The sequence below is a fragment of the Streptomyces sp. NPDC091287 genome, from assembly GCF_044768525.1.
Lineage (GTDB): Bacteria > Actinomycetota > Actinomycetes > Streptomycetales > Streptomycetaceae > Streptomyces.
In genome coordinates, this window is record NZ_JBIVUV010000002.1 from 400,967 (window position 1) to 421,403 (window position 20,437).

Below are 20,437 nucleotides of genomic sequence, written 5' to 3' on the forward strand. Positions count from 1 at the left end.
GCCCCCGGGACAGCCCTTAGGGGAACCCGAAGCGCCTCCACGGGTTCCGGATACCCGTTCTGCGGCGCCACACGGCAGCCTTCCCTGTGGCGGGGAGGTCCACAAGGCTGCGTACGGGGGTGAAATCGGCCAAACCCCCAGGTGAGCGGAGTGACGGGGGATCACTGGCGGGACGCGAGGTGCCCCTGTGGGGAGGCGCGTACCGGCCGTGCCGGGACCTCGCGCGCCGTCCGCGCGCCGTGGCAGGCCGCCACGGACGGCCGCTACCTTCAGGGGTGACGGAAGGGACGCACACCGTGGTGCGTCCGCCCGGATGCGCAAGTCCCCTGTAAAGGTGGAGTACGTGAAGGCCATTCGTCGATTCACCGTGCGTCCTGTCCTCCCCGAACCCCTCCGACCTCTCCACGACCTCGCGCACAACCTGCGCTGGTCGTGGCACACCGAGACCCGTGAGCTCTTCCGGTCCGCCGACCCCGAGGGCTGGCGGCCCGCGGACGCCGATCCCGTACGCCTGCTCGGCTCGCTGTCCGCCGGGCGGCTCACCGAACTGGCCGGGGACGAGGAGTACCTCGGCCGCCTCGCCGAGGCCTCCGCCGACCTGGCCGAATATCTGAACGGCCCCCGCTGGTACCAGGAGCAGTTGGCCGCCGGAGCGGAACTGCCCTCCGCCGTCGCCTACTTCTCACCCGAGTTCGGCGTCACCGCGGCACTGCCCCAGTACAGCGGCGGCCTCGGCATCCTGGCCGGCGACCACCTCAAGGCCGCCAGCGACCTCGGCGTCCCGCTCATCGGCGTCGGCCTGCTCTACCGGCATGGCTACTTCCGCCAGAGCCTCTCGCGCGAGGGCTGGCAGCAGGAGCACTATCCCGTCCTCGACCCCAACGAACTCCCGCTCGACCTGGTCCGCGAGGCCGACGGCACCCCCGCCCGGGTGGTGCTGGCCCTGCCCGGCGGACGCTCGCTGCACGCCTGTATCTGGCTGGCTCGGGTCGGCCGGGTGCCGCTGCTCCTGCTCGACTCCGACGTCGAGGAGAACGCCCCGGGCGAACGCGACGTCACCGACCGGCTGTACGGCGGCGGCAGCGACCACCGTCTGCTCCAGGAGATGCTGCTCGGCATCGGCGGAGTGCGCGCGGTGCGCACCTGGTGCCGGCTGACCGGCACCCCGGAGCCGGAGGTGTTCCACACCAACGAGGGCCACGCCGGCTTCCTCGGCCTGGAGCGCATCCGCGAACTGATCCCCACCGGGCTCGACTTCGACGCCGCCCTGGAAGTGGTCCGGGCCGGGACGGTCTTCACCACCCACACCCCGGTGCCCGCCGGGATAGACCGTTTCGACCGGGGGCTCGTCGCCCGCCACTTCGGCGACGACGGCGAGCTGCCCGGCGTCGGCGTCGAGAAGATCCTGCGGCTCGGCACCGAGACCTACCCCGGTGGTGAGCCGGAGCTGTTCAACATGGCGGTGATGGGCCTCCGCCTCGCCCAGCGCGCCAACGGCGTCTCCACCCTGCACGGGGCCGTCAGCCGGGAGATGTTCTCCGGGCTCTGGCCGGGCTTCGACCCCGCCGAGGTGCCGATCACCTCCGTCACCAACGGGGTCCACGCACCGACCTGGGTCGCCCCCGAGGTGTTCCGGCTCGGCGCGGGCCAGGTCGGCGAGGGCCGCGCCCACCAGGTGCTGGCGGGCGGCTCGGTGGATGACGAGAACGCGTCGCGGAGCGGCGCCCCGCGCCGCTGGGACGCGGTGACCGACATCGGCGACCAGGAGATCTGGGACCTGCGCCGGGACCTGCGCGGCCAGTTGGTCACCGAGGTCCGCCGCAGGCTCTACGCCTCCTGGCGCCGGCGCGGCGCCGGCACCGCCGAGCTGGGCTGGATCGACGGAGTGCTCGACCCGGACGTCCTGACGATCGGCTTCGCCCGGCGCGTCCCCTCGTACAAGCGGCTCACGCTGATGCTGCGCGACCGCGACCGGCTGCGGGCGCTGCTGCTGCACCCGACCCGCCCGATCCAGATCGTCGTCGCGGGCAAGGCGCACCCCGCCGACGACGGCGGCAAGCGGCTGGTGCAGGAGCTCGTGCGGTTCGCGGACGACGCGGGGGTCCGCCACCGCATCGTCTTCCTGCCGGACTACGGGATGGGCATGGCCCAGAAGCTCTACCCGGGCTGCGACGTCTGGCTCAACAACCCGCTGCGCCCGCTGGAGGCGTGCGGCACGAGCGGGATGAAGGCGGCGCTGAACGGCTGCCTCAACCTGTCCGTGCGCGACGGCTGGTGGGACGAGTGGTTCGACCCGGACTTCGGCTGGGAGATCCCCACCGCCGACGGCTCGGCGACCGACGAGGACCGCCGCGACGAGCTGGAGGCGAACGCCCTGTACGCCCTGATCGAGGACCGCGTCGCCCCGCGCTTCTACGACCGGGGGGCCGGGGGCCTGCCCGACCGCTGGATCGAGATGGTCCGCTCCACGCTGGTCACTCTGGGGCCGAGGGTGCTCGCGGGGCGGATGGTGCGCGAGTACGTGGAGCGCCTGTACGCCCCCGCCGCGCAGTCCCGGCGGGCCCTGGATCCCGGGGCCGCGCGGGACCTCGCCCAGTGGAAGGCCAAGGTCCGGGCGGCCTGGCACGGGGTCTCCGTCGGCCATGTGGAGTCGGTGACCGACACCGCGGCGGGCGGCTCGGCGGAGCTCGGCGCCACCCTGGCGCTGCGGGTGCGGATCGCGCTCGGCGGCCTGGACCCGGACGACGTGGAGGTCCAGGTGGTCGCGGGCCGGGTCGATTCGGGCGACGCCATCGCGGACGCCCAGACCTTCCCGCTGAAGCCGGCGGGCGGTCAGGACCTGGAGGACCGCTGGCTGTACGAGGGGCCGCTCGCGCTGGACCGGACAGGACCCTACGGCTACACCGTGCGCGTCCTGCCCGCCCACCCGCTGCTGGCCACCAGCGCCGAACTGGGCCTGGTCGCGCTGCCGGCCGAGGCGGCGGGGGAGGGCGCGGGCGTGCTGCTGCGCTGAGCGCTCGCCACGGCGGACCCGAGGGACCCGGCACCCGTGCGGTGCCGGGTCCTCTCGCGTGTCGGCGGGCTACCGGGTCCCTTCGTGCAGTGAACACAGAACCTTGACGTGTCCATGGAATGGCTTTACGTTCCTGACTCATCGCAGGGTTCATCATGCGGCCCATCGTTCACATCCATGAACTCCCTTGTCGGGTCGGGCCGTTGAACCGCCACCGCACCGGAAGGCACCCCCACATGCGCACCGGCACCATTCCCCGCGTTCTCGGCACCGCCACCGCGCTCGCCGCGCTGATCACCACGGCACTCGCCGCACCCGCCCTGGCGGAGAGATCCCCGGACCCGGCGAAGGCTCCCGTCGCGGCCGCCCCGGCGGACTTCACCCACCCCGGGGTGCTCGTCAGCCGCCCCCAACTGGACTACGTCCGGGGCCGGGTGCAGGTGGGCGCCCAGCCCTGGAAGAGCGCCTTCGACCAGATGATGGGGAGCAAGTACGCCTCCCTGACCCGCACCGCCAAGCCGCGCGCCGTCGTCGAGTGCGGCTCCTACTCCAACCCCAACAACGGCTGCACGGACGAGCGCGAGGACGCCATCGCCGCGTACACGCTCTCGCTGGCCTGGTACATCACCCAGGACAGCAGGTACGCCCAGAAGGCCATCCAGATCATGGACGCCTGGTCCGCCGTCATCAGGGACCACACGAACAGCAACGCGCCGCTCCAGACCGGCTGGGCCGGCTCGTCCTGGCCGCGCGCCGCCGAGATCATCAAGTACACCTACAGCGGCTGGGCGAACTCCGGCCGCTTCGGCACGATGCTGCGCGACGTGTACCTGCCCGAGGTCACCGGCGGCTCCCACTCCAACGGCAACTGGGAGCTGTCCATGACCGAGGCGGCGATCGGCATCGCGGTCTTCCTGGAGGACCGCGCCGCCTACGACAAGGCGGTCGGCAAGTTCCGCGGGCGGGTCCCGGCGTACATCTATGTGACCGCGGACGGTGCGCTGCCCAAGGTCGCGCCGGGCAGCGGGCTCGACACCCGGGCGAAAGTCATCAACTACTGGCAGGGTCAGTCGACCTTCATGGACGGGCTCTCCCAGGAGACCTGCCGCGATCTGACCCACACCGGCTACGGACTCTCCGCGATCTCCCACATCGCCGAGACCAGCCGGATCCAGGGCCAGGACCTCTACCCGGAGGTCGCCGACCGGCTGCGGCACGCGATGGGACTGCACGCCAAGTACCAGCTCGGCGCGGCGGTGCCGTCCTCGCTCTGCGGCGGCTCGCTCAAGGACAGCCTCGGGCCCGTCACCGAGGTCGGCTACAACGCCCTGGCCAACCGGCTCGGTCACGCGATGACCAACACGCGGACGCTGACCGAGCGGCAGCGGCCCGCCGGGTCCAACAACCTGTTCGTCGCCTGGGAGACCCTGACCCACGCGAACAACCCCGCCTGAGACGGCTTCCACCATGACGAACGGCCCGGAAGAGGTCTCCCTCCTCCGGGCCGTTCGGTCGGTGCGAGTGGATCAGAACACGAGTGGATCAGAACGCGAGTGGATCAGAAAGTGAGCTTGAAGCTGTTGATCCGCCCGGTGTCCTGGCGTGCGATGTCCTGGACCTTCAGCTTCCAGACCCCGTTGGCCACCTCGGACGAGGCGTTGACCGTGTAGGTCGCCACCACGTTGTCCGCGGAGTCACCGGAGGAGGAGTTCTTCAGCCGGTAGGCGGTGCCGTCCGGGGCCACCAGGTCGACGACCAGGTCACCGCGCCAGGTGTGCGTGATGTTGACGTCCGCCTTGAGAGTGCTCGGCGCGTTGCCGGTCACACCGGAGACGGTGACCGAGCTGGTGACGGCCGCACCGGCGTCCGGGATGGTCACCGCGGTGGTGTTCTCGAACACCTTGCCGCCCGGGTCGGGGTCGCCGCCGCCGGGGCGGGCGCCCACGTTGATGCCGGCCCAGGCGTGGGCCACGGCCGCGTACTCGGGGCTGGTGGCCCCGTACAGCTCACTGGCGACCGCGAGCGTGCCGGTGCGGGCGGCGGCGTAGTTGGTCGTCGAGGTGAACTTGGTGGTGAGCGCCTTGAACCAGATCTGAAGCGCCTTGTCCCGGCCGATGCCGGTCACCGGGAGCCCGTCGGAGGTCGGCGAGTCGTAGTTGACGCCGTTGACGGTCTTGGCGCCGCTGCCCTCGGAGAGCAGGTAGAACCAGTGGTTCGCCGGGCCCGAGGAGTAGTGGACGTCGACGTTGCCGATGCCCGAGTACCAGGCGTCCTTGGACGCGCCGTCCTTGGAGGGTTTGTCCATGTAGCGCAGCGGGGTGCCGTCGCCGTTGATGTCGATCTTCTCGCCGACCATGTAGTCGCCCGGGTCCTGGGCCGTGTCGGAGTAGAACTCCACGCCCGCGGCGAAGATGTCGGAGGTGGCCTCGTTGAGACCGCCGGACTCGCCGCTGTAGACCAGCTTGGCCGTGACCGAGGTCAGGCCGTGCGTCATCTCGTGGGCGGCCACGTCCAGGGAGGTCAGCGGCTTGACGTTGCCGCTGCCGTCGCCGTACGTCATGCAGAAGCAGCTGTCCTGCCAGAACGCGTTGACGTAGTTGTTGCCGTAGTGGACGCGGGAGTACGCGCCGACGCCGTCACCGCGGATGCCGGAGCGGCCGTGCACGTTCTTGTAGTAGTCCCACGTCTCGGCCGCGCCGTAGTGGGCGTCCGCGCCGGCCGTCTCGGCGTTCTGCGGAGTGCCGTCGCCCCAGATGTCGTCCGGGCCGGAGAACAGCGTGCCGGTGCCGGAGCTGCCCCGGTTCAGGTTGTACGTCTTGTGGTTGCCGCGCGTGGTGTCGGTCAGGGTGTACGAGGGCGCGGTGCCCAGGGTGACCTGGCCGTTGTACTGCGTGTTGCCCGTGCCGTTGTGGACGGCCTGCCACTCGTAGAGCTTCTCGCCGGAGGTGGCGTCCGTGAGGACGTGCAGCTCGTTCGGGGTGCCGTCGTGCTGGAGTCCGCCGACCACGGTCTCGTACGCGAGCTGCGGGGAACCGCTGCCCAGCCACACCACCTTGCGCGGTGCGTTCTCCGCCTTCTTGGCCTTCGAGCCCTCGGCCTTCGCCGCGCCGAGCGCCTGCTTCTCGGCCGCTGCCGGGGCCACGTCGGCGGTGAGGCCGACGGCCTTCAGCTGCGCGCTGGTCGCCTTCGACGCCTTGCTGACGCCCTCGGCCGCCCCGGCCGCGGACTCCTTGACCACGAGGTCGCCGCCGAGGACGGGAAGCCCGTTCAGGGTGCGCTCGTAGCGGGTGTGCGTCGTGCCGTCGCGGTCCTGGACGACGTCGCGGACCACGAGCTTCTCCGTGGACCCGAGGCCGAGCTCCTCGGCGGTGGCCGCCTTGGTGGCGTTCGCCTCGCTGAGCAGCTCGGCGCGCTGGGCGGGGGAGAGCTTGGCGGGCAGGGCGCCCGGGTCGGCCTTCGTGCCGGCGGTGATGCCGCCGAGCGGGGCCGAGGAGGGAGCGGAGGTGGCGGTCGCGGCGCCGGACGGAATGGCGACGGCTATGAGGGCTGCTGCGGCTATCAGAGCGCCGGTCGCGGTGGCGCGACGGCTGGGCGTGGATCTCACGCGGACTCCTTCTGCGAGGGGGGTACCGGCGGCGCTGGACGGGCCGTCCGGACGGTGCAGGCGGTGCGCAGAACGGGGTGAAGAGTGTCAGCAGATGACCGCACCTGTCAGGACCGCGTCAACAAGTTGGCCGGTTTTCGTTCGTTGCCGGAAAGGTCATGTTCGTTAAGCGGACGTTTCGCCGATCATTGCCGCAGTGTTACCGGGGGTTGTGAAGCCCGGTATTCACAGGGTGGTCACAGGTTTCGTGCGCGACGGGCACCGCGCCGTCGCGGGCGGGAAGGGGTGTGATGACCGCCTGGTGAGACAGCGTCGGGTTCTGGCCAGATTCGCGCGCCGGAACGCGCCGGTCCGTCAGGACGCGGCGCGGGGAGGTCGGGGCGCTCAGGCGGTGGCCCCCGTCGGGTACACCGCGTCCAGGAGGTCGCGCACGAAGCGGTCCACGTCGTCCAGACCCGAGGCCGCGAGCGTGGCCGGGCCGTTCGTCAGCAGATGCGGGATCGCCGCGTGCAGCGCGAGGGTGACGACGGCGGCCCGCTGCGGGGTGACGGGCAGTCCGGCGGAGCGCTGGGCCAGCTCCATGCCCACGAAATCCCCGCTGGCCATCGGGTCGAGGATGGAGGACAGCCAGGGGCGGCGGGTCGCCTCGGCCTGGAGCTCCAGTACCGCCAGCAGCCGGGAGCGGCCCGGCCCCGCGACGTTCTCCAGGAGCGAGCGGAAGAGGGCCGTCAGGCCCTCGCGGTCCGCCGGCCCCGGAGCCGCTGCCAACTGTCCGGTGAGCGCGAGGTACTGCTCCAGGCAGCGCTCCGCCACCGCGCGGAGCACCGCGTCCCGGGTCGGGAAGTAGTTCTTGGTGGTCCCCGGCGGCACCTCGGCGGCCCGGTCCACGGCCCGGTGGGTCAGCCCGCGCCCGCCGTCCCGGGCCAGCACCTCGACGGCCGCGTCCCGCAGCCGGTCCCGACGGTCCGGATTCACGCGCGCTCCCTCACTCCCGTACGGCTGCCGCCCCCCCTCGGCCTGTGCTTGCCGATGCTACCCCAGCCGTGGTACCACAGATGTGGTGGTCCTCCGTGCGGTTTCTCCTCCGTACGGGCCGAACGAGCTCGGGAGCGCGACATGACAGGAACGGCGACCGTGGTCGGCGCGGGCATCGGCGGTCTGGCGACCGCGATCGGACTCCGCCGCGCGGGCTGGAGCGTGACCGTGTTGGAGCGGCGCACCGAACTGGAGCGGTACGGTGCGGCCTTCGGCATCCACCCCACCGCACAGTCCGCGCTCGACCGGCTCGGTGTGGGTGACGCGCTGCGCGACCACGCCGTGCCCTACCGCGACGCGCACATCCGCACCCCGGACGGGACGTCGATCGCCCGCCTCCCGCTGGAACGGATCGAACGCAAGGCGGGCCGCCCCGAACTCCTCATCTCCCGGCCCTACTTGATCGACGCCCTGCTCGCCGCCCTCGAAGCCTTCGACGACGTCCCGATCAAGCTCGGCGAGCGGGTCACCGACCTCGACGCGCCGGCCGCCGGACAGGACCTGGTGGTCGGAGCCGACGGCATCCGCAGCGCCGTTCGCACCGCCCGCTTCGGCGACCGCAGCGGCCCACGCCAGGTCGGCACCGTCGCCTGGATCGGCATCGCCGACTTCGAGAGCCCGGTGCACGGCGAGACCTGGGGCAGTGGCCGCTTCTTCGGGATGACCCCGGTCGAACCGGGCCGCACCAACTGGTACGCCACCGTGCCCGAGGCCACCACCGCGGAGGAACTGCGCGCCTCCTTCGCCGGCTGGCACGACCCGGTCCCGCGCATCCTGGACGCCACCGACCCGGCCACCTGGATCCGCTACGAGATGCTCCATCTCTACCCGGCGCTGCCCACTTTCGTCTCCACCGGCACCCGGCCCGCCTCCCCCGCCCCCTCCGACGCCGAGCCCGCCTCCCGTGTCTCCTCCGACGCCCGGCCCGCCCCCGTCGCCCTGGTCGGCGACGCGGCCCACGCCATGACGCCCAACCTCGGCCAGGGCGCCTGTACCGCGATCCTGGACGCGGACGCCCTGAGCCGTGCGCTGGCCGCCGCGGCCCCGGGCCGCGCGGGCATCGAGGGTGCCCTGCGCGCCTACGACCGCGAACGCCGCCGCAGCGCCCAGCGGACCGCCTTCGGCTCGCGGACCCTGCACCGCTTCATGAGCACGGAACGCACCCGGCTGCGGGACGCGGCGGTGCGGCTGCTGCCGGGCTGAGCTTCACGGGGGGCGCTCCGTTTCCGTCGGCGGCGCCGTCAAGGTGGAGTGGCCGGACGCCGACGGTCGGCTTCCGGACAGGGCGGGGCCTTCGGGGCGACAGGGCTCGCGCGCACCGCTACAACGGAGCTTCCACACTCGGGGAGGGCTTCGTCATGCGTCTCGGGACGATCGGTATCTGGAGCCTGGCGTTCACGCACGGGGACCACGAGGAGGCGCGGGACGCCGCGACCGAGCTGGAGGAGCTCGGGTACGGCGCCATCTGGCTCGGAGGCAACCCGGGCGGCAACCCCCGCGGGGACCTGCGCACGGCTTCGGTGGTCCTGTCCGCGACGAGCCGGATCACCGTCGCGACCGGATGCGTGTCCATCTGGGACAGACCGCCCGGCCAACTCGCCGCCGCCTACCACGCTCTGCCGGAGCGGCAGCGGAACCGGCTGCTGGTGGGCCTGGGCGTCAGCCATGCCGAAGTCTCCGGCCGGTACCGCGATCCGTACCACGCGCTGCGCTCCTATCTGGAGGCCCTGGACGCCGCGGCTCCTCCTCTGCCGTCGACCGCGCGCATCATCGGCGCGCACGGGCCACAGATGACCCGGCTGGCAGCCGCCGGGTCCACGGGAGTGCACCCCTACCTCGTCAGCCCCGCCCATACCGCCTGGGCCAGGTCGATGCTGGGCGAAGGGCCCCTGCTGGCGCTGGAGCAGACCGTCATCCCGCACACCGACGCGGGGACGGCCCGTGCCATGGCCAGGGGCATGCTGGCTCCCTACCTCGCACTGCGCAACTACCGGACGGCGTGGCTGCGCGGGGGGTTCACCGCCGAGGATCTGACGGCCGGCGGCAGCGACCGGCTGATCGACGAGCTGTTCGCCTGGGGCAAACCGGACGAGATCGCCGCCCGGCTCACCGCGCACCACCGGGCCGGGGCCGACCACATCGCCGTCCAGGTGGTCACCGACCGCCTCGGTACCTTCGCCCGCCAGGCGTGGCGTGACCTCGCCCCGGAACTGCTGTCGCCCTAGGTCGTGTCCGCAAAGTCTCGTCTGGCCCACGACGCCTGGCACGCACTCTCGCGGCGTTGCCGAAATGCCCGAGTAGCTCCGCTACTAGGACACTCCGGCGCCTTGCGAGAGCACGCACCAGACGCCGCGGGCCCCGCCCAGAGGGCGGACGACGATACTTTGCGGACACTCCCTAGGCGGTGCGGTAACGAGGTGACCTCCGGCCGGATCCGCTCAGGCCAGGCTGTCCTTCCACGTCCGGTGCAGCCCCGCGAACCGCCCCGTCCCGCCGATCAGTTCGGCGGGTGCGCCGTCCTCCACGATCCGGCCGTGCTCCATCACCAGCACCCGGTCCGCGATCTCCACCGTGGAGAGCCGGTGGGCGATCACCACCGCCGTGCGGCCGTGCAGCACCGTGCCCATGGCCCGCTGCACGGCCCGCTCGCCGGGGACGTCCAGGGAGCTGGTCGCCTCGTCCAGGATCAGCACCGCCGGGTTCGCCAGCAGGGCCCGGGCGAACGCCACCAACTGCCGCTGGCCCGCCGAGATGCGCCCGCCCCGCTTGCGTACGTCCGTGTCGTAGCCGTCCGGCAGGGCGGCGATGAAGTCGTGCGCGCCGATCGCCTTCGCGGCGTGCTCGATCTCCTCGCGGGTGGCGTCCGGGCGGCCGATCGCGATGTTCTCCGCCACCGTCCCGGAGAAGAGGAACGCCTCCTGCGTCACCATCACGACGCCCCGGCGCAGCTCGGCGGTGTCCAGGTCGCGCAGGTCGGTGCCGTCCAGCAGGACCCGGCCATCGGTCGGGTCGTAGAAGCGGGCCAGCAGCTTGGCCAGCGTCGACTTGCCCGCGCCCGTCGACCCGACGACCGCCACCGTCCGGCCCGCCGGGATGTGCAGGTCGAACGTGGGCAGCACCTCGCCGCCCGTACGGTAGGCGAACCGCACCCCGTCGAACGTGACCTCCCGGCCCGGGAGACCGCCCGGGCGCGGCGGCAGTTCCTTCGGCCGGTCGGTCTCCGGGACGTTCGGCGTCTGGGCCAGCAGGCCGGCGATCTTCGTCAGCGAAGCGGCCGCCGACTCGTACGAGTTGAGGAACATCCCCAGCCGGTCGATCGGGTCGTACAGCCGGCGCAGATACAGCACCGCCGCCGCCAGCACCCCGAGCGCCAGCGTTCCGTCCGCGACCCGGTAGGCGCCCCAGAGCACCATTCCGGCCACCGCCGTGTTCGCGATCAGCCGCGAACCGATGACGTAGCGCGCCATCTCCAGGATCGCGTCGCCGTTCGCCCGCTCGTGGTGGGTGTTCAGCGCGGTGAACACGGTGTCGTTGCTCCGCTCGCGGCGGAACGCCTGGACCGGACGGATGCCGTTCATCGTCTCCGCGAACTTCACGATCACCGCAGCGATCGCCGTCGACCGCGCCGTGAACGCGACGGACGCCCGCCGCCGGTACAGGCGCACCATCAGATACAGCGGTACGAAGGAGAGCGTGGCGATCGCGCCGATCCCCAGGTCCAGCCAGAGCAGCACCAACGCGATCGACACGAACGACAGGACCACGCCGATCAGTTCCTGGAGCCCCTCGCTCAGCAGTTCCCGCAACGACTCGACATCCGTCGTGGAGCGCGAGATCAGCCGGCCCGAGGTGTAGCGCTCGTGGAAGTCGACGCTGAGCGCCTGCGCGTGCCGGAAGATCCGGCCACGCAGATCGAGCAGCACGTCCTGGTTGATCCGCGCCGCGGCCCGGATGAAGGCGTACTGGAGGACGCCCGCGCCGACGGAACAGACCGCGTAGCCGACCGCGACCGCGATCAGCGGCCCGTAGTCGTGGTCCCGGAACGCCGGAACCCCGCTGTCGATGGCGTACGCCACCAGCAGCGGGCCCGCCTGCATCGCGACCTGCTGGACCAGCAGGAGCAGGGCCGACACCGCGACCCGGCCGCGCATCGGGGCCAGCAGCGAGAACAGCAGCGCCCTGGTGGCCCCGGGCGGCGCGGGCAGGTCGTCCCGGTCGAAGGGGTCGTCCGCGCGCCCGGGCGCGGGCGCGATCCGGCTCCTCGCCGGGCCGTCGTCGTCGGCGGCCGGGAGCGAGGCGTCGTCGGTGGTCGTGGTCATCGGGCACTGCCCTCCTCGGCGGGGACCTGCTGGACGGGGGCGCTCACCGAAGTGGCGGGGTGCGGTGCGGCGGACCTGTCCACCGGTGCGGCGGACGTGTCCACCGGTGCCGCGGGCTCGTCCACCGGCGCTGCGGGCTCGTCCACCCGTGCGGCCGATGTGTCCACCGGGCCGGCGGGAGGCCGTGCGGCGGACTCGCTGCCCGCGCCCGACATCAGCCAGGCGTACTCGGCGTTGTCGCGCAGCAGCTCCTGATGCGTGCCGACCGCGGCGATCCGGCCCCCGGACAGCAGCGCCACCCGGTCGGCCAGCATCACGGTGGAGGGCCGGTGCGCCACGACCACCGCGGTCGTCCGCTCCAGGACCTGCCGCAGCGCGGCCTCCACCAGCGTCTCCGTGTGCACGTCCAGCGCGGAGAGCGGGTCGTCCAGCACCAGGAAGCGCGGCTCCCCGACCACCGCGCGGGCCAGCGCGAGGCGCTGACGCTGGCCGCCGGACAGGCTCAGGCCCTGTTCGCCGACCTCGGTGTCCAGCCCCTGGGGCAACCGGTGCACGAAGTCGGCCTGGGCCACCGACAGCGCCCGCCGCACCTGCTGCTCGTCCGCGTCCGCCGCGCCCATCGTCACGTTCTCGCCGACCGTCGCGGAGAACAGCGTCGGCTCCTCGAACGCCACCGAGACCAGCTCCCGCAGCCGCGAACGCTCCATCGTGGCGATGTCCTCGCCGTCCAGCGTGATCCGCCCGCCGGTCACCTCGTGCAGCCGGGGCACCAGAGCGGTGAGCGTCGTCTTGCCCGACCCCGTGCCCCCGACCAGGGCCAGCGTCTCACCGGGCCGGATGTGCAGATCGATCCCGGCAAGGACCGGCGGCGAGCCCGGATCCGCGTCCGGGTAGCGGAACTCGACGCCCTCGAACACCATCCCCGGGGCGGTGGCCGGCGCGCTCTCCCGTACGGCGACGGCCCCGGGCTCCTCCGCCACGTCCATCACCTCGAAATACCGGTCGGTCGCGGTCGCCGACTCCTGGCTCATCGCCAGCAGGAAGCCGATCGACTCCACCGGCCAGCGCAGGGCGAGCGCCGTGGACAGGAACGCCACCAGCGTGCCCGCGGACAGCGTCCCGTCCGCCACCTGGATCGTGCCGAGCACCAGCGCCGCGCCGATCGCCAGCTCCGGGATGGCGGTGATCAGCGCCCAGATCCCGGCGAGCAGCCGGGCCTTGCTCAGCTCCGTGGTGCGCAGCCGGTGCGACATCGCCCGGAACGCCCGCGCCTGACTGCGGTGCCGGCCGAAGCCCTTGACGATGCGGATGCCCAGCACGCTCTCCTCGACGACCGTGGTGAGGTCGCCGACCTGGTCCTGGGCCCGGCGCGCGACCACCGAGTACTTCGTCTCGAACAGTGAGCACAGGATCATCAGCGGCACCGCGGGCGCCAGCAGCACGAGGCCGAGCGCCCAGTCCTGGGCGAACAGGATGACGAACCCGACCAGGATCGTTGCCGTGTTGACGACCAGGAAGGTCAGGGGGAACGCCAGGAACATCCGCAGCAGCATCAGGTCCGTCGTCCCGCGCGACAGCAGCTGACCCGAGGCCCAGCGGTCGTGGAACGCGACCGGCAGCCGTTGCAGATGGCGGTAGAGATCCGCCCGCATCGACGCCTCGACCCCGGCCAGCGGACGCGCCACCAGCCAGCGCCGGAGCCCGAACAGCAGCGCCTCCGCGATGCCCAGCAACAGCAGGTACAGCGCCCCCAGCCACACCCCGCCCGGATCGCGGTCGGCGACGGGGCCGTCCACCATCCACTTCAGAACCAGCGGGATCACCAGCCCCAGGCAGGACGCCAGGATCGCCACGAGGGCGGCCGTGAACAGGCGTGCCCGCACGGGTCGGACATAGGGCCACAGGCGCAGGAGGGAGCGCACGGCGGACCGGTCCGTGCGCTCTGCAGGCTTTTTGGGCATCAGGGGCGACCTTACGTTTCACCACTGACATCGGTCCTGCCAATTTCCGCCCGCCCGCCGGAGCCCCCGGTCGGGCACCTGTGAACAGCACCCCGGTCGCCGCTGGTCGGGCCGGTGTGAGCTCCCGTACGGTGCCGTCATGACCGAGTCCGCCGCCCGTTCCATCAGTCTCGTCGTCGTCGACGACCACCCGGTCGTCCGGGACGGACTGCGGGGCATGTTCACCGCCGCCCCCGGATTCGAGGTCCTCGGCGAGGCGGCGAACGGCGTGGACGCCCTGGTGGTCGTCGAGCGCCTCGACCCCGACGTCGTCCTGATGGACCTGCGGATGGCCGGCGGCGGGGGAGTGGCCGCCATCGCGCCAAGGACCGGGCCGCGGCCGTCGCCGCCGGCTACGGCCGGGGCATCCTCGGCTGATCCGGCTCCGGCTCCCTGCTCCTGCTCCCCCCGCTCAGGCCGTCACCCGCAGCAGCAGCACCGAACGGGCCGGCACCGGCATGTCCGTACCGCCGTCCAGGACCGTGCCGGGGGCCTCGGCCTGCTCCTCCCGCGAGGTGTCCAGGACCAGTTCGTACGCGATCGCCCACGGCGCTCCCGGCAGGGCGAAGACCGTCGGCTCCGCGCCCGCGTGCAGGACCGCCAGGAAGCTGTCGTCGGTGACCGGTTCGCCCCGCGCGTCCCGCCCCGGGATGTCCCGGCCCGAGAGGTACAGCCCGAGCGTGGCCGCCGGTGCGTACCAGTCGCCCTCCGTCATCTCCCGGCCGTCCCGGGCGAACCACGCCAGGTCCCGCAGCCCGTCCGGGGCCTGCGCCCGGCCGGAGAAGAACGCGCGGCGCCGCAGCACCGGATGGGCCCGGCGCAGCGTCAGCACCCGGGCCGTCAGCTCGGTCAGCTCCCGCCACGCGGGCACCTGGAGGAGCGACCAGTCCAGCCAGCCGGTCTCGTTGTCCTGGCAGTAGGCGTTGTTGTTGCCGCCCTGCGTCCGGCCCATCTCGTCGCCCGCCACCAGCATCGGCACCCCGGTGGAGAGCAGCAGGGTGGTCAGCAGGTTACGGAGCTGACGGCGGCGCAGCGCGTTGACCTCCGGGTCGTCGCTCTCGCCCTCCACCCCGCAGTTCCACGCCCGGTTGTCGCTCGTCCCGTCCCGGTTGCCCTCCCCGTTGGCCTCGTTGTGCTTCTGCTCGTAACTGACCAGGTCGCGCAGGGTGAAGCCGTCGTGCGCGGTGACGAAGTTGACCGAGGCGTACGGGCGGCGGCCACCCCAGGCGTACAGGTCGCTGGAGCCGGTCAGCCGGTAGCCGAGATCCCGTACGTCGGGGAGCGCGCCGCGCCAGAAGTCGCGCACCGCGTCGCGGTAGCGGTCGTTCCACTCGGTCCACAGCGGAGGGAAGGCCCCCACCTGGTAGCCGCCGTTGCCGACGTCCCACGGCTCGGCGATGAGCTTCACCCGGCGCAGCACCGGGTCCTGGGCGATCACCGCGAGGAACGGGGAGAGCATGTCGACGTCGTGCATCGAGCGCGCCAGCGCGGCCGCCAGGTCGAAACGGAAGCCGTCGACACCCATCTCGGTGACCCAGTAGCGCAGTGAGTCGGTGATGAGCCGCAGCACCTGGGGCTGCACCACGTGCAGGGTGTTGCCGCAGCCGGTGTAGTCGGCGTAGCGGCGCGGGTCGTCCCTCAACCGGTAGTAGCCCCGGTTGTCGATGCCGCGCAGCGACAGCATCGGGCCCAGCTCGCCGGCCTCCGCGGTGTGGTTGTAGACGACGTCGAGGATCACCTCGATCCCGGCCTCGTGCAGCGCGTGCACCATCCGCTTGAACTCGCCGACCTGCTGGCCCACCGTCCCGGAGGCGGAGTAGCCGGCGTGCGGGGCGAAGTAGCCGATGGAGTTGTAGCCCCAGTGGTTGCGCAGGCCGCGCCGCAGCAGATGGTCCTCGTGGGCGAACTGGTGCACCGGGAGCAGTTCGACGGCGCTCACCCCGAGCCGCGTCAGGTGCTCGATCGCGGCCGGGTGCGCGAGCCCCGCGTATGTGCCGCGCAGCTCGGGCGGGATGTCCGGGTGCAGCTTGGTGAAGCCGCGCACGTGCAGTTCGTAGATCACGGAGTCCGCCCACGGGGTCTTGGGGCGGCGGTCCTCCACCCAGTCGTCGTCGTCGCGGACGACGACGCCCTTGGGCACGAAGGGCGCCGAGTCCCGGTCGTCCCGCACGGTGTCGGCCACATGCTGGTCCGGCCAGTCCCGTACGTGCCCGTAGACCTCGGGCGGCAGGGTGAAGGTCCCGTCGACCGCACGGGCGTACGGGTCCAGCAGCAGCTTCGCCGCGTTCCAGCGGGCCCCCGTCCACGGGTCCCAGCGGCCGTGCACCCGGTAGCCGTAGCGCTGACCGGGCCGCACCCCGGGCACGAAGCCGTGCCAGATCTCATGGGTCAGCTCGGTCAGCGGACAGCGGGTCTCCGCGCCCCGCTCGTCGAAGAGGCACAGCTCGACCGCCTCGGCCCCGCCCGCCCACAGCGCGAAATTGGTCCCCGCCACCCCGTCCGGGCCGACCCGGAAGCGGGCACCCAGCGGCATCGGGGCCCCGGGCCAGACGGCGGGGGACGGCGCCCCCGCCCGGGCGGTGTCGGCACGGTGGGCCTCCGCGTTCTCCGCCCCGGCGCCGGCCACCGCTTCCGGATCCTGTACTGCCTCCTGCTCGGCTGCGCTGGACACCGTGTCGCCTCCCGCGGCTCGTGGGACGGGCACCTACGAGTGGCGCGCGGCGTCCCGGCCACGGCCTCTTCGGGTAGTCCTCCCCTCTGTTCTGCCCACCGGACGGCCCGCACTCACGTTTCCCCCGACCGGCCCCGGTCGTTGGGGGAGCGTGAACCACACAGTGAAGAGCGCACGGGCCGGCTCGGCCGCCGTGCTGACATGGGCAGGACTGCTGACCGTGCTGGCCCTTCTGACCGGCTGCACCGATGCCCGGGAGGCCGTGTTCAACGGCAAGGCCTGGTCCTCCGACGACCCGATCGGCGTCTTCCCGGAGGACGGCGCCAAGGACGTCGACGAGGAGACGCGCATCGCGGTGAAGGTCCCCGACGGGCGGCTGGAGAGCGTGAAGGTCATGCGGATCGAGGACGCGCGGCAGCAGACGGTGGCCGGGCGCATCGCCGATGACGGGAGGTCCTGGAAGCCGGAGGCCGCCGCGGGACGGCTCGCCCTCGCCGCGAAGTACAGCATCGACGCGGTGGCCGTGGACGGGGCCGGCCGCCGCTCCGCCCGGCACTCCACGTTCACCACGCTCGTCCCCGAGCACCGCTTCATCGGGTACTTCAAACCGGAGAACCGCTCCACCGTCGGCACCGGCATGATCGTCTCGTTCTCCTTCAACCGCCCGATCGCCGACCGGGCCGCGGTGGAGAAGGCCATCCGGGTGACGTCCGATCCGGTGGTGGAGGTCTCCGGCCACTGGTTCGGCAAGGACCGGCTCGACTTCCGCCCCAAGGCGTACTGGAAGCCCGGCACCGAGGTCACCGTCGACATCGGGCTGCGCGACGTCGAGGGCGCCCCGGGGGTCTACGGCAGCCAGGACAAGACCGTCGTCTTCACCGTCGGCCGCTCCCAGGTCTCCCGGGTCGACGCGGAGGAGAAGACCATGGAGGTGCGCCGGGACGGAGAGCTCGTGGACACGATCCCGATCACCGCGGGGGCCCCGAAGACGACCACGTACAACGGGAAGATGGTCGTCACCGAGATGCACGAGGTGACCCGGATGAACGGGGCCACGGTCGGCTTCACGGACAAGAAGGGCAAGGGCGAGTACGACATCAAGGACGTGCCGCACGCGATCCGGCTCACCGAGTCCGGCACCTTCCTGCACGGCAACTACTGGGCCGACGACTCCGTCTTCGGCGAGGAGAACGTCAGCCACGGCTGCATCGGGCTGCGCGACGCCAAGGGCGGCAGCGGCTCCACGCCCGGCGGCTGGTTCTTCGACCGGACCCTGATCGGCGACGTGGTCGAGGTGGTCAACTCCAAGGACAAGAAGGTCGCACCGGACAACGGGCTCAGCGGCTGGAACCTCGGCTGGAAGAAGTGGAAGGCGGGCTCCGCCCTGCGCTGACACCCCGGGCCCCGTCGCGTTGCGCCCGAACCCCGCACTGCGCCCCGGCACCCCGCGCCACCTGCACAGCTCCCCGGACCACTGGTACGGAACGGTGACATTCCGGAGGGAGTTCACCCCGCTCGCGATGTGATTATCTTGCGGCGGCGCGCATGTTCGGCGCGCGGGGGTGCGGGCCATGGCGGGAGCCGGGCCGTGCGAGGGGAGACGACCACAGTGAACGGGCAGCCGATATCGGGGGCATCGGCCGGGGCGAGCGGGAAGCGGCGCGGCGGGCCGGGGCTTCTGGCCCTGGTTCTGGGAGCGCTGCTGTTGCTGGTGACGGCGTGCGGCGGCGGTGACACCGGCGCGGGGGACAAGAAGGGGCCGGCGGGCAGCGCGAAGAAGGAGGACACGACCGCCTCGCAGGCGGTGGTGACCATCGCGCCCAAGGACGGCGCGGAGTCCGTGGCGACCAGCGGCGCGCTGAAGATCGGCGCCACGCAGGGCAAGCTGACCACGGTGAAGGTCTCCGACCCCAAGGGCAACGAGGTCGAGGGCGAGATCGCGGCCGACGGCGCGAGCTGGACGCCCGAGCGGCACCTCGCCGCCGCCACGAAGTACGCGGTGCACGCGGTGGCGAAGGACGCGGAGGGACGCGAGTCGGCGAAGGACACCACCTTCACCACGCTCGTCCCGGCGAACACCTTCATCGGGCACTACACGCCGGAGGACGGCTCGACCGTCGGGGTCGGCATGCCGGTCTCCATCAACTTCACCCGGGGCATCACCGACCCCGACGCGGTGGAGCGGGCGATCAAGGTGACGGCCGAGCCGGCCGTCGAGATCGAGGGCCACTGGTTCGGGAACGACCGTCTCGACTTCCGCCCGGAGAAGTACTGGGCGGCGGGCACCAAGGTGACCGTCGACCTCAACCTCGACGGCGTCGAGGGCCGGCCGGGCGTCTACGGCAAGCAGGCCAAGAAGGTGACGTTCACCATCGGCCGCAGCCAGGTCTCCACCGTCGACGCGAGCGCGAAGCGGATGAAGGTGGTCCGCGACGGCGAGCAGATCAAGGACATCCCGATCTCCGCGGGCGCCCCGGCGACGACCACGTACAACGGTCAGATGGTCATCAGCGAGAAGCTCAAGGTGACCCGGATGAACGGCGACACCGTCGGCTTCGGCGGCGAGTACGACATCAAGGACGTGCCGCACGCCATGCGGCTGTCCACGTCGGGCACCTTCCTGCACGGCAACTACTGGGGCGCGTCCTCCATCTTCGGCAACAGCAACACCAGCCACGGCTGCGTCGGTCTGCGGGATGTGCGCGGCGGCTACGACAACCAGACGCCCGCGGCCTGGTTCTACAACAAGTCGCTGATCGGCGACGTGGTCATCGTGAAGAACTCCCACGACAAGACCATCCAGCCCGACAACGGCCTCAACGGCTGGAACATGGACTGGGAGGAGTGGAAGAAGTAGGAATTCCTTCCGCTCCCCGATCGACCCGGCGGGCCCGGTGCTGTGACCAACGGCACCGGGCCCACCGGCGTTAGCGTTGGTTAACCTGCCTCCATGACTGTGACCCTCGAAGTACGCGACGGCGTCGGCACGATCCTCCTGGACCGGCCGCCCATGAACGCCCTGGACGTGGCGATCCAGGACCGGCTGCGGGAGCTGGCCGAGGAGGCGACCCGGCGCGAGGACGTGCGGTCGGTGATCCTCTACGGCGGCGAGAAGGTGTTCGCGGCGGGCGCGGACATCAAGGAGATGCAGGCGATGGACCACACGGCGATGGTCCTGAGGTCCAAGGGCCTCCAGGACGCCTTCACCGCCGTCGCCCGCATCCCCAAGCCGGTCGTCGCCGCCGTCACCGGCTACGCGCTCGGCGGCGGCTGCGAGCTGGCGCTCTGCGCCGACTTCCGGATCGCCGCGGACAACGCCAAGCTCGGCCAGCCGGAGATCCTCCTCGGCCTGATCCCGGGTGCGGGCGGCACTCAGCGGCTCGCCCGGCTGATCGGCCCCTCCCGGGCCAAGGACCTCATCTTCACCGGCCGTATGGTCAAGGCCGAGGAGGCTCTGACGCTGGGTCTGGTCGACCGGGTGGTCCCGGCCGCCGAGGTCCACGAGCAGGCGCACGCCTGGGCCGCCAAGCTGGCCAAGGGGCCCGCGCTGGCGCTGCGCGCGGCCAAGGAGTCGATCGACGCCGGGCTGGAGACGGACATCGACACCGGGCTCACGATCGAGCGGAACTGGTTCTCCGGTCTGTTCGCCACCGAGGACCGCGAGCGGGGCATGCGCAGCTTCGTCGAGGAGGGTCCGGGCAAGGCCACCTTCGGCTGACCGGTAGTCAGAACGGGTGGCCCGGTAGTCGGGTCGGGCGGTCCCGCGCGGGGAGTTCATCCGTCAGAGCGGATTAT

12 protein-coding genes and 1 pseudogene are annotated in these 20,437 nt (G+C 72.0%); 8 read left to right on the top strand and 5 right to left on the bottom strand.

Annotated features, from left to right (window positions below; genetic code table 11):
• The first annotated feature begins 343 nt into the window (after positions 1–343).
• Complete coding sequence (gene glgP / locus ACIQRW_RS04580) at positions 344–3,013, top strand: alpha-glucan family phosphorylase (RefSeq protein WP_403754271.1); 2,670 nt, start codon at positions 344–346, stop codon at positions 3,011–3,013.
• Positions 3,014–3,249: 236 nt separating this feature from the next.
• Positions 3,250–4,467, top strand: a complete 1,218-nt coding sequence (locus ACIQRW_RS04585; protein WP_403754274.1) for an alginate lyase family protein — start codon at positions 3,250–3,252, stop codon at positions 4,465–4,467.
• A 104-nt stretch (positions 4,468–4,571) separates the two neighbouring features.
• On the opposite strand, the gene ACIQRW_RS04590 is transcribed toward ACIQRW_RS04585, so the two are convergent.
• Together ACIQRW_RS04590 and ACIQRW_RS04595 are read right to left on the bottom strand one after the other, a co-directional pair.
• A complete protein-coding gene (locus ACIQRW_RS04590; protein ID WP_403754277.1) occupies positions 4,572–6,617 on the bottom strand; it encodes a M4 family metallopeptidase in 2,046 nt (681 codons plus the stop codon).
• Positions 6,618–7,001: 384 nt separating this feature from the next.
• Positions 7,002–7,592, bottom strand: coding sequence for a TetR/AcrR family transcriptional regulator (locus ACIQRW_RS04595; RefSeq protein ID WP_403754279.1), 591 nt, complete (start codon positions 7,590–7,592; stop codon positions 7,002–7,004).
• A 141-nt stretch (positions 7,593–7,733) separates the two neighbouring features.
• On the opposite strand from ACIQRW_RS04595, the gene ACIQRW_RS04600 reads away from it, so the two are divergent.
• Both ACIQRW_RS04600 and ACIQRW_RS04605 read left to right on the top strand, forming a co-directional pair.
• Positions 7,734–8,855: an FAD-dependent oxidoreductase gene (locus tag ACIQRW_RS04600; protein WP_403754282.1), complete on the top strand. Its 1,122-nt coding sequence runs from the start codon at positions 7,734–7,736 to the stop codon at positions 8,853–8,855.
• A gap of 155 nt (positions 8,856–9,010) precedes the next feature.
• Positions 9,011–9,877 carry a TIGR03620 family F420-dependent LLM class oxidoreductase gene (locus ACIQRW_RS04605; RefSeq protein WP_403754285.1) on the top strand — a complete coding sequence of 289 codons (867 nt, stop codon included), beginning with the start codon at positions 9,011–9,013 and terminating at the stop codon, positions 9,875–9,877.
• 213 nt (positions 9,878–10,090) lie between these two features.
• Here ACIQRW_RS04605 and ACIQRW_RS04610 read toward each other — a convergent pair whose 3' ends face one another.
• Both ACIQRW_RS04610 and ACIQRW_RS04615 read right to left on the bottom strand, forming a co-directional pair.
• On the bottom strand, positions 10,091–11,971 hold the full coding sequence (locus ACIQRW_RS04610; RefSeq protein ID WP_403754288.1) for an ABC transporter ATP-binding protein: 1,881 nt from the start codon (positions 11,969–11,971) through the stop codon (positions 10,091–10,093).
• On the bottom strand, positions 11,968–13,932 hold the full coding sequence (locus ACIQRW_RS04615; RefSeq protein WP_403754291.1) for an ABC transporter transmembrane domain-containing protein: 1,965 nt from the start codon (positions 13,930–13,932) through the stop codon (positions 11,968–11,970). Before ACIQRW_RS04615 ends, ACIQRW_RS04610 begins: the two co-directional genes overlap by 4 nt.
• Positions 13,933–14,071: 139 nt before the next feature.
• Between ACIQRW_RS04615 and ACIQRW_RS04620 the strand changes: the two are divergent.
• A pseudogene (locus tag ACIQRW_RS04620) lies at positions 14,072–14,302 on the top strand (response regulator transcription factor); the annotation flags it as partial.
• An 81-nt stretch (positions 14,303–14,383) separates the two neighbouring features.
• On the opposite strand, the gene glgX reads toward ACIQRW_RS04620, so the two are convergent.
• A complete protein-coding gene (gene glgX / locus ACIQRW_RS04625) occupies positions 14,384–16,642 on the bottom strand; it encodes a glycogen debranching protein GlgX (protein ID WP_403754294.1) in 2,259 nt (752 codons plus the stop codon).
• 151 nt (positions 16,643–16,793) lie between these two features.
• Between glgX and ACIQRW_RS04630 the strand changes: the two genes are divergently transcribed.
• From ACIQRW_RS04630 to ACIQRW_RS04640, 3 genes are all read left to right on the top strand, one after another.
• Positions 16,794–18,035, top strand: a complete 1,242-nt coding sequence (locus tag ACIQRW_RS04630; RefSeq protein WP_403754297.1) for an Ig-like domain-containing protein — start codon at positions 16,794–16,796, stop codon at positions 18,033–18,035.
• 216 nt (positions 18,036–18,251) lie between these two features.
• Complete coding sequence (locus ACIQRW_RS04635; RefSeq protein WP_403754300.1) at positions 18,252–19,499, top strand: Ig-like domain-containing protein; 1,248 nt, start codon at positions 18,252–18,254, stop codon at positions 19,497–19,499.
• A gap of 93 nt (positions 19,500–19,592) precedes the next feature.
• Positions 19,593–20,360: an enoyl-CoA hydratase/isomerase family protein gene (locus ACIQRW_RS04640; protein ID WP_403754303.1), complete on the top strand. Its 768-nt coding sequence runs from the start codon at positions 19,593–19,595 to the stop codon at positions 20,358–20,360.
• Positions 20,361–20,437: the final 77 nt, after the last annotated feature.

Coding starts and splice junctions, on each gene's coding strand:
- ACIQRW_RS04585 (WP_403754274.1), top strand. CDS start 3,250: ATGCGCACCGGCACCATTCCCCGCGTTCTCGGCACCGCCACCGCGCTC.
- ACIQRW_RS04610 (WP_403754288.1), bottom strand. CDS start 11,971: ATGACCACGACCACCGACGACGCCTCGCTCCCGGCCGCCGACGACGAC.
- ACIQRW_RS04600 (WP_403754282.1), top strand. CDS start 7,734: ATGACAGGAACGGCGACCGTGGTCGGCGCGGGCATCGGCGGTCTGGCG.
- ACIQRW_RS04640 (WP_403754303.1), top strand. CDS start 19,593: ATGACTGTGACCCTCGAAGTACGCGACGGCGTCGGCACGATCCTCCTG.
- ACIQRW_RS04615 (WP_403754291.1), bottom strand. CDS start 13,932: ATGCCCAAAAAGCCTGCAGAGCGCACGGACCGGTCCGCCGTGCGCTCC.
- ACIQRW_RS04605 (WP_403754285.1), top strand. CDS start 9,011: ATGCGTCTCGGGACGATCGGTATCTGGAGCCTGGCGTTCACGCACGGG.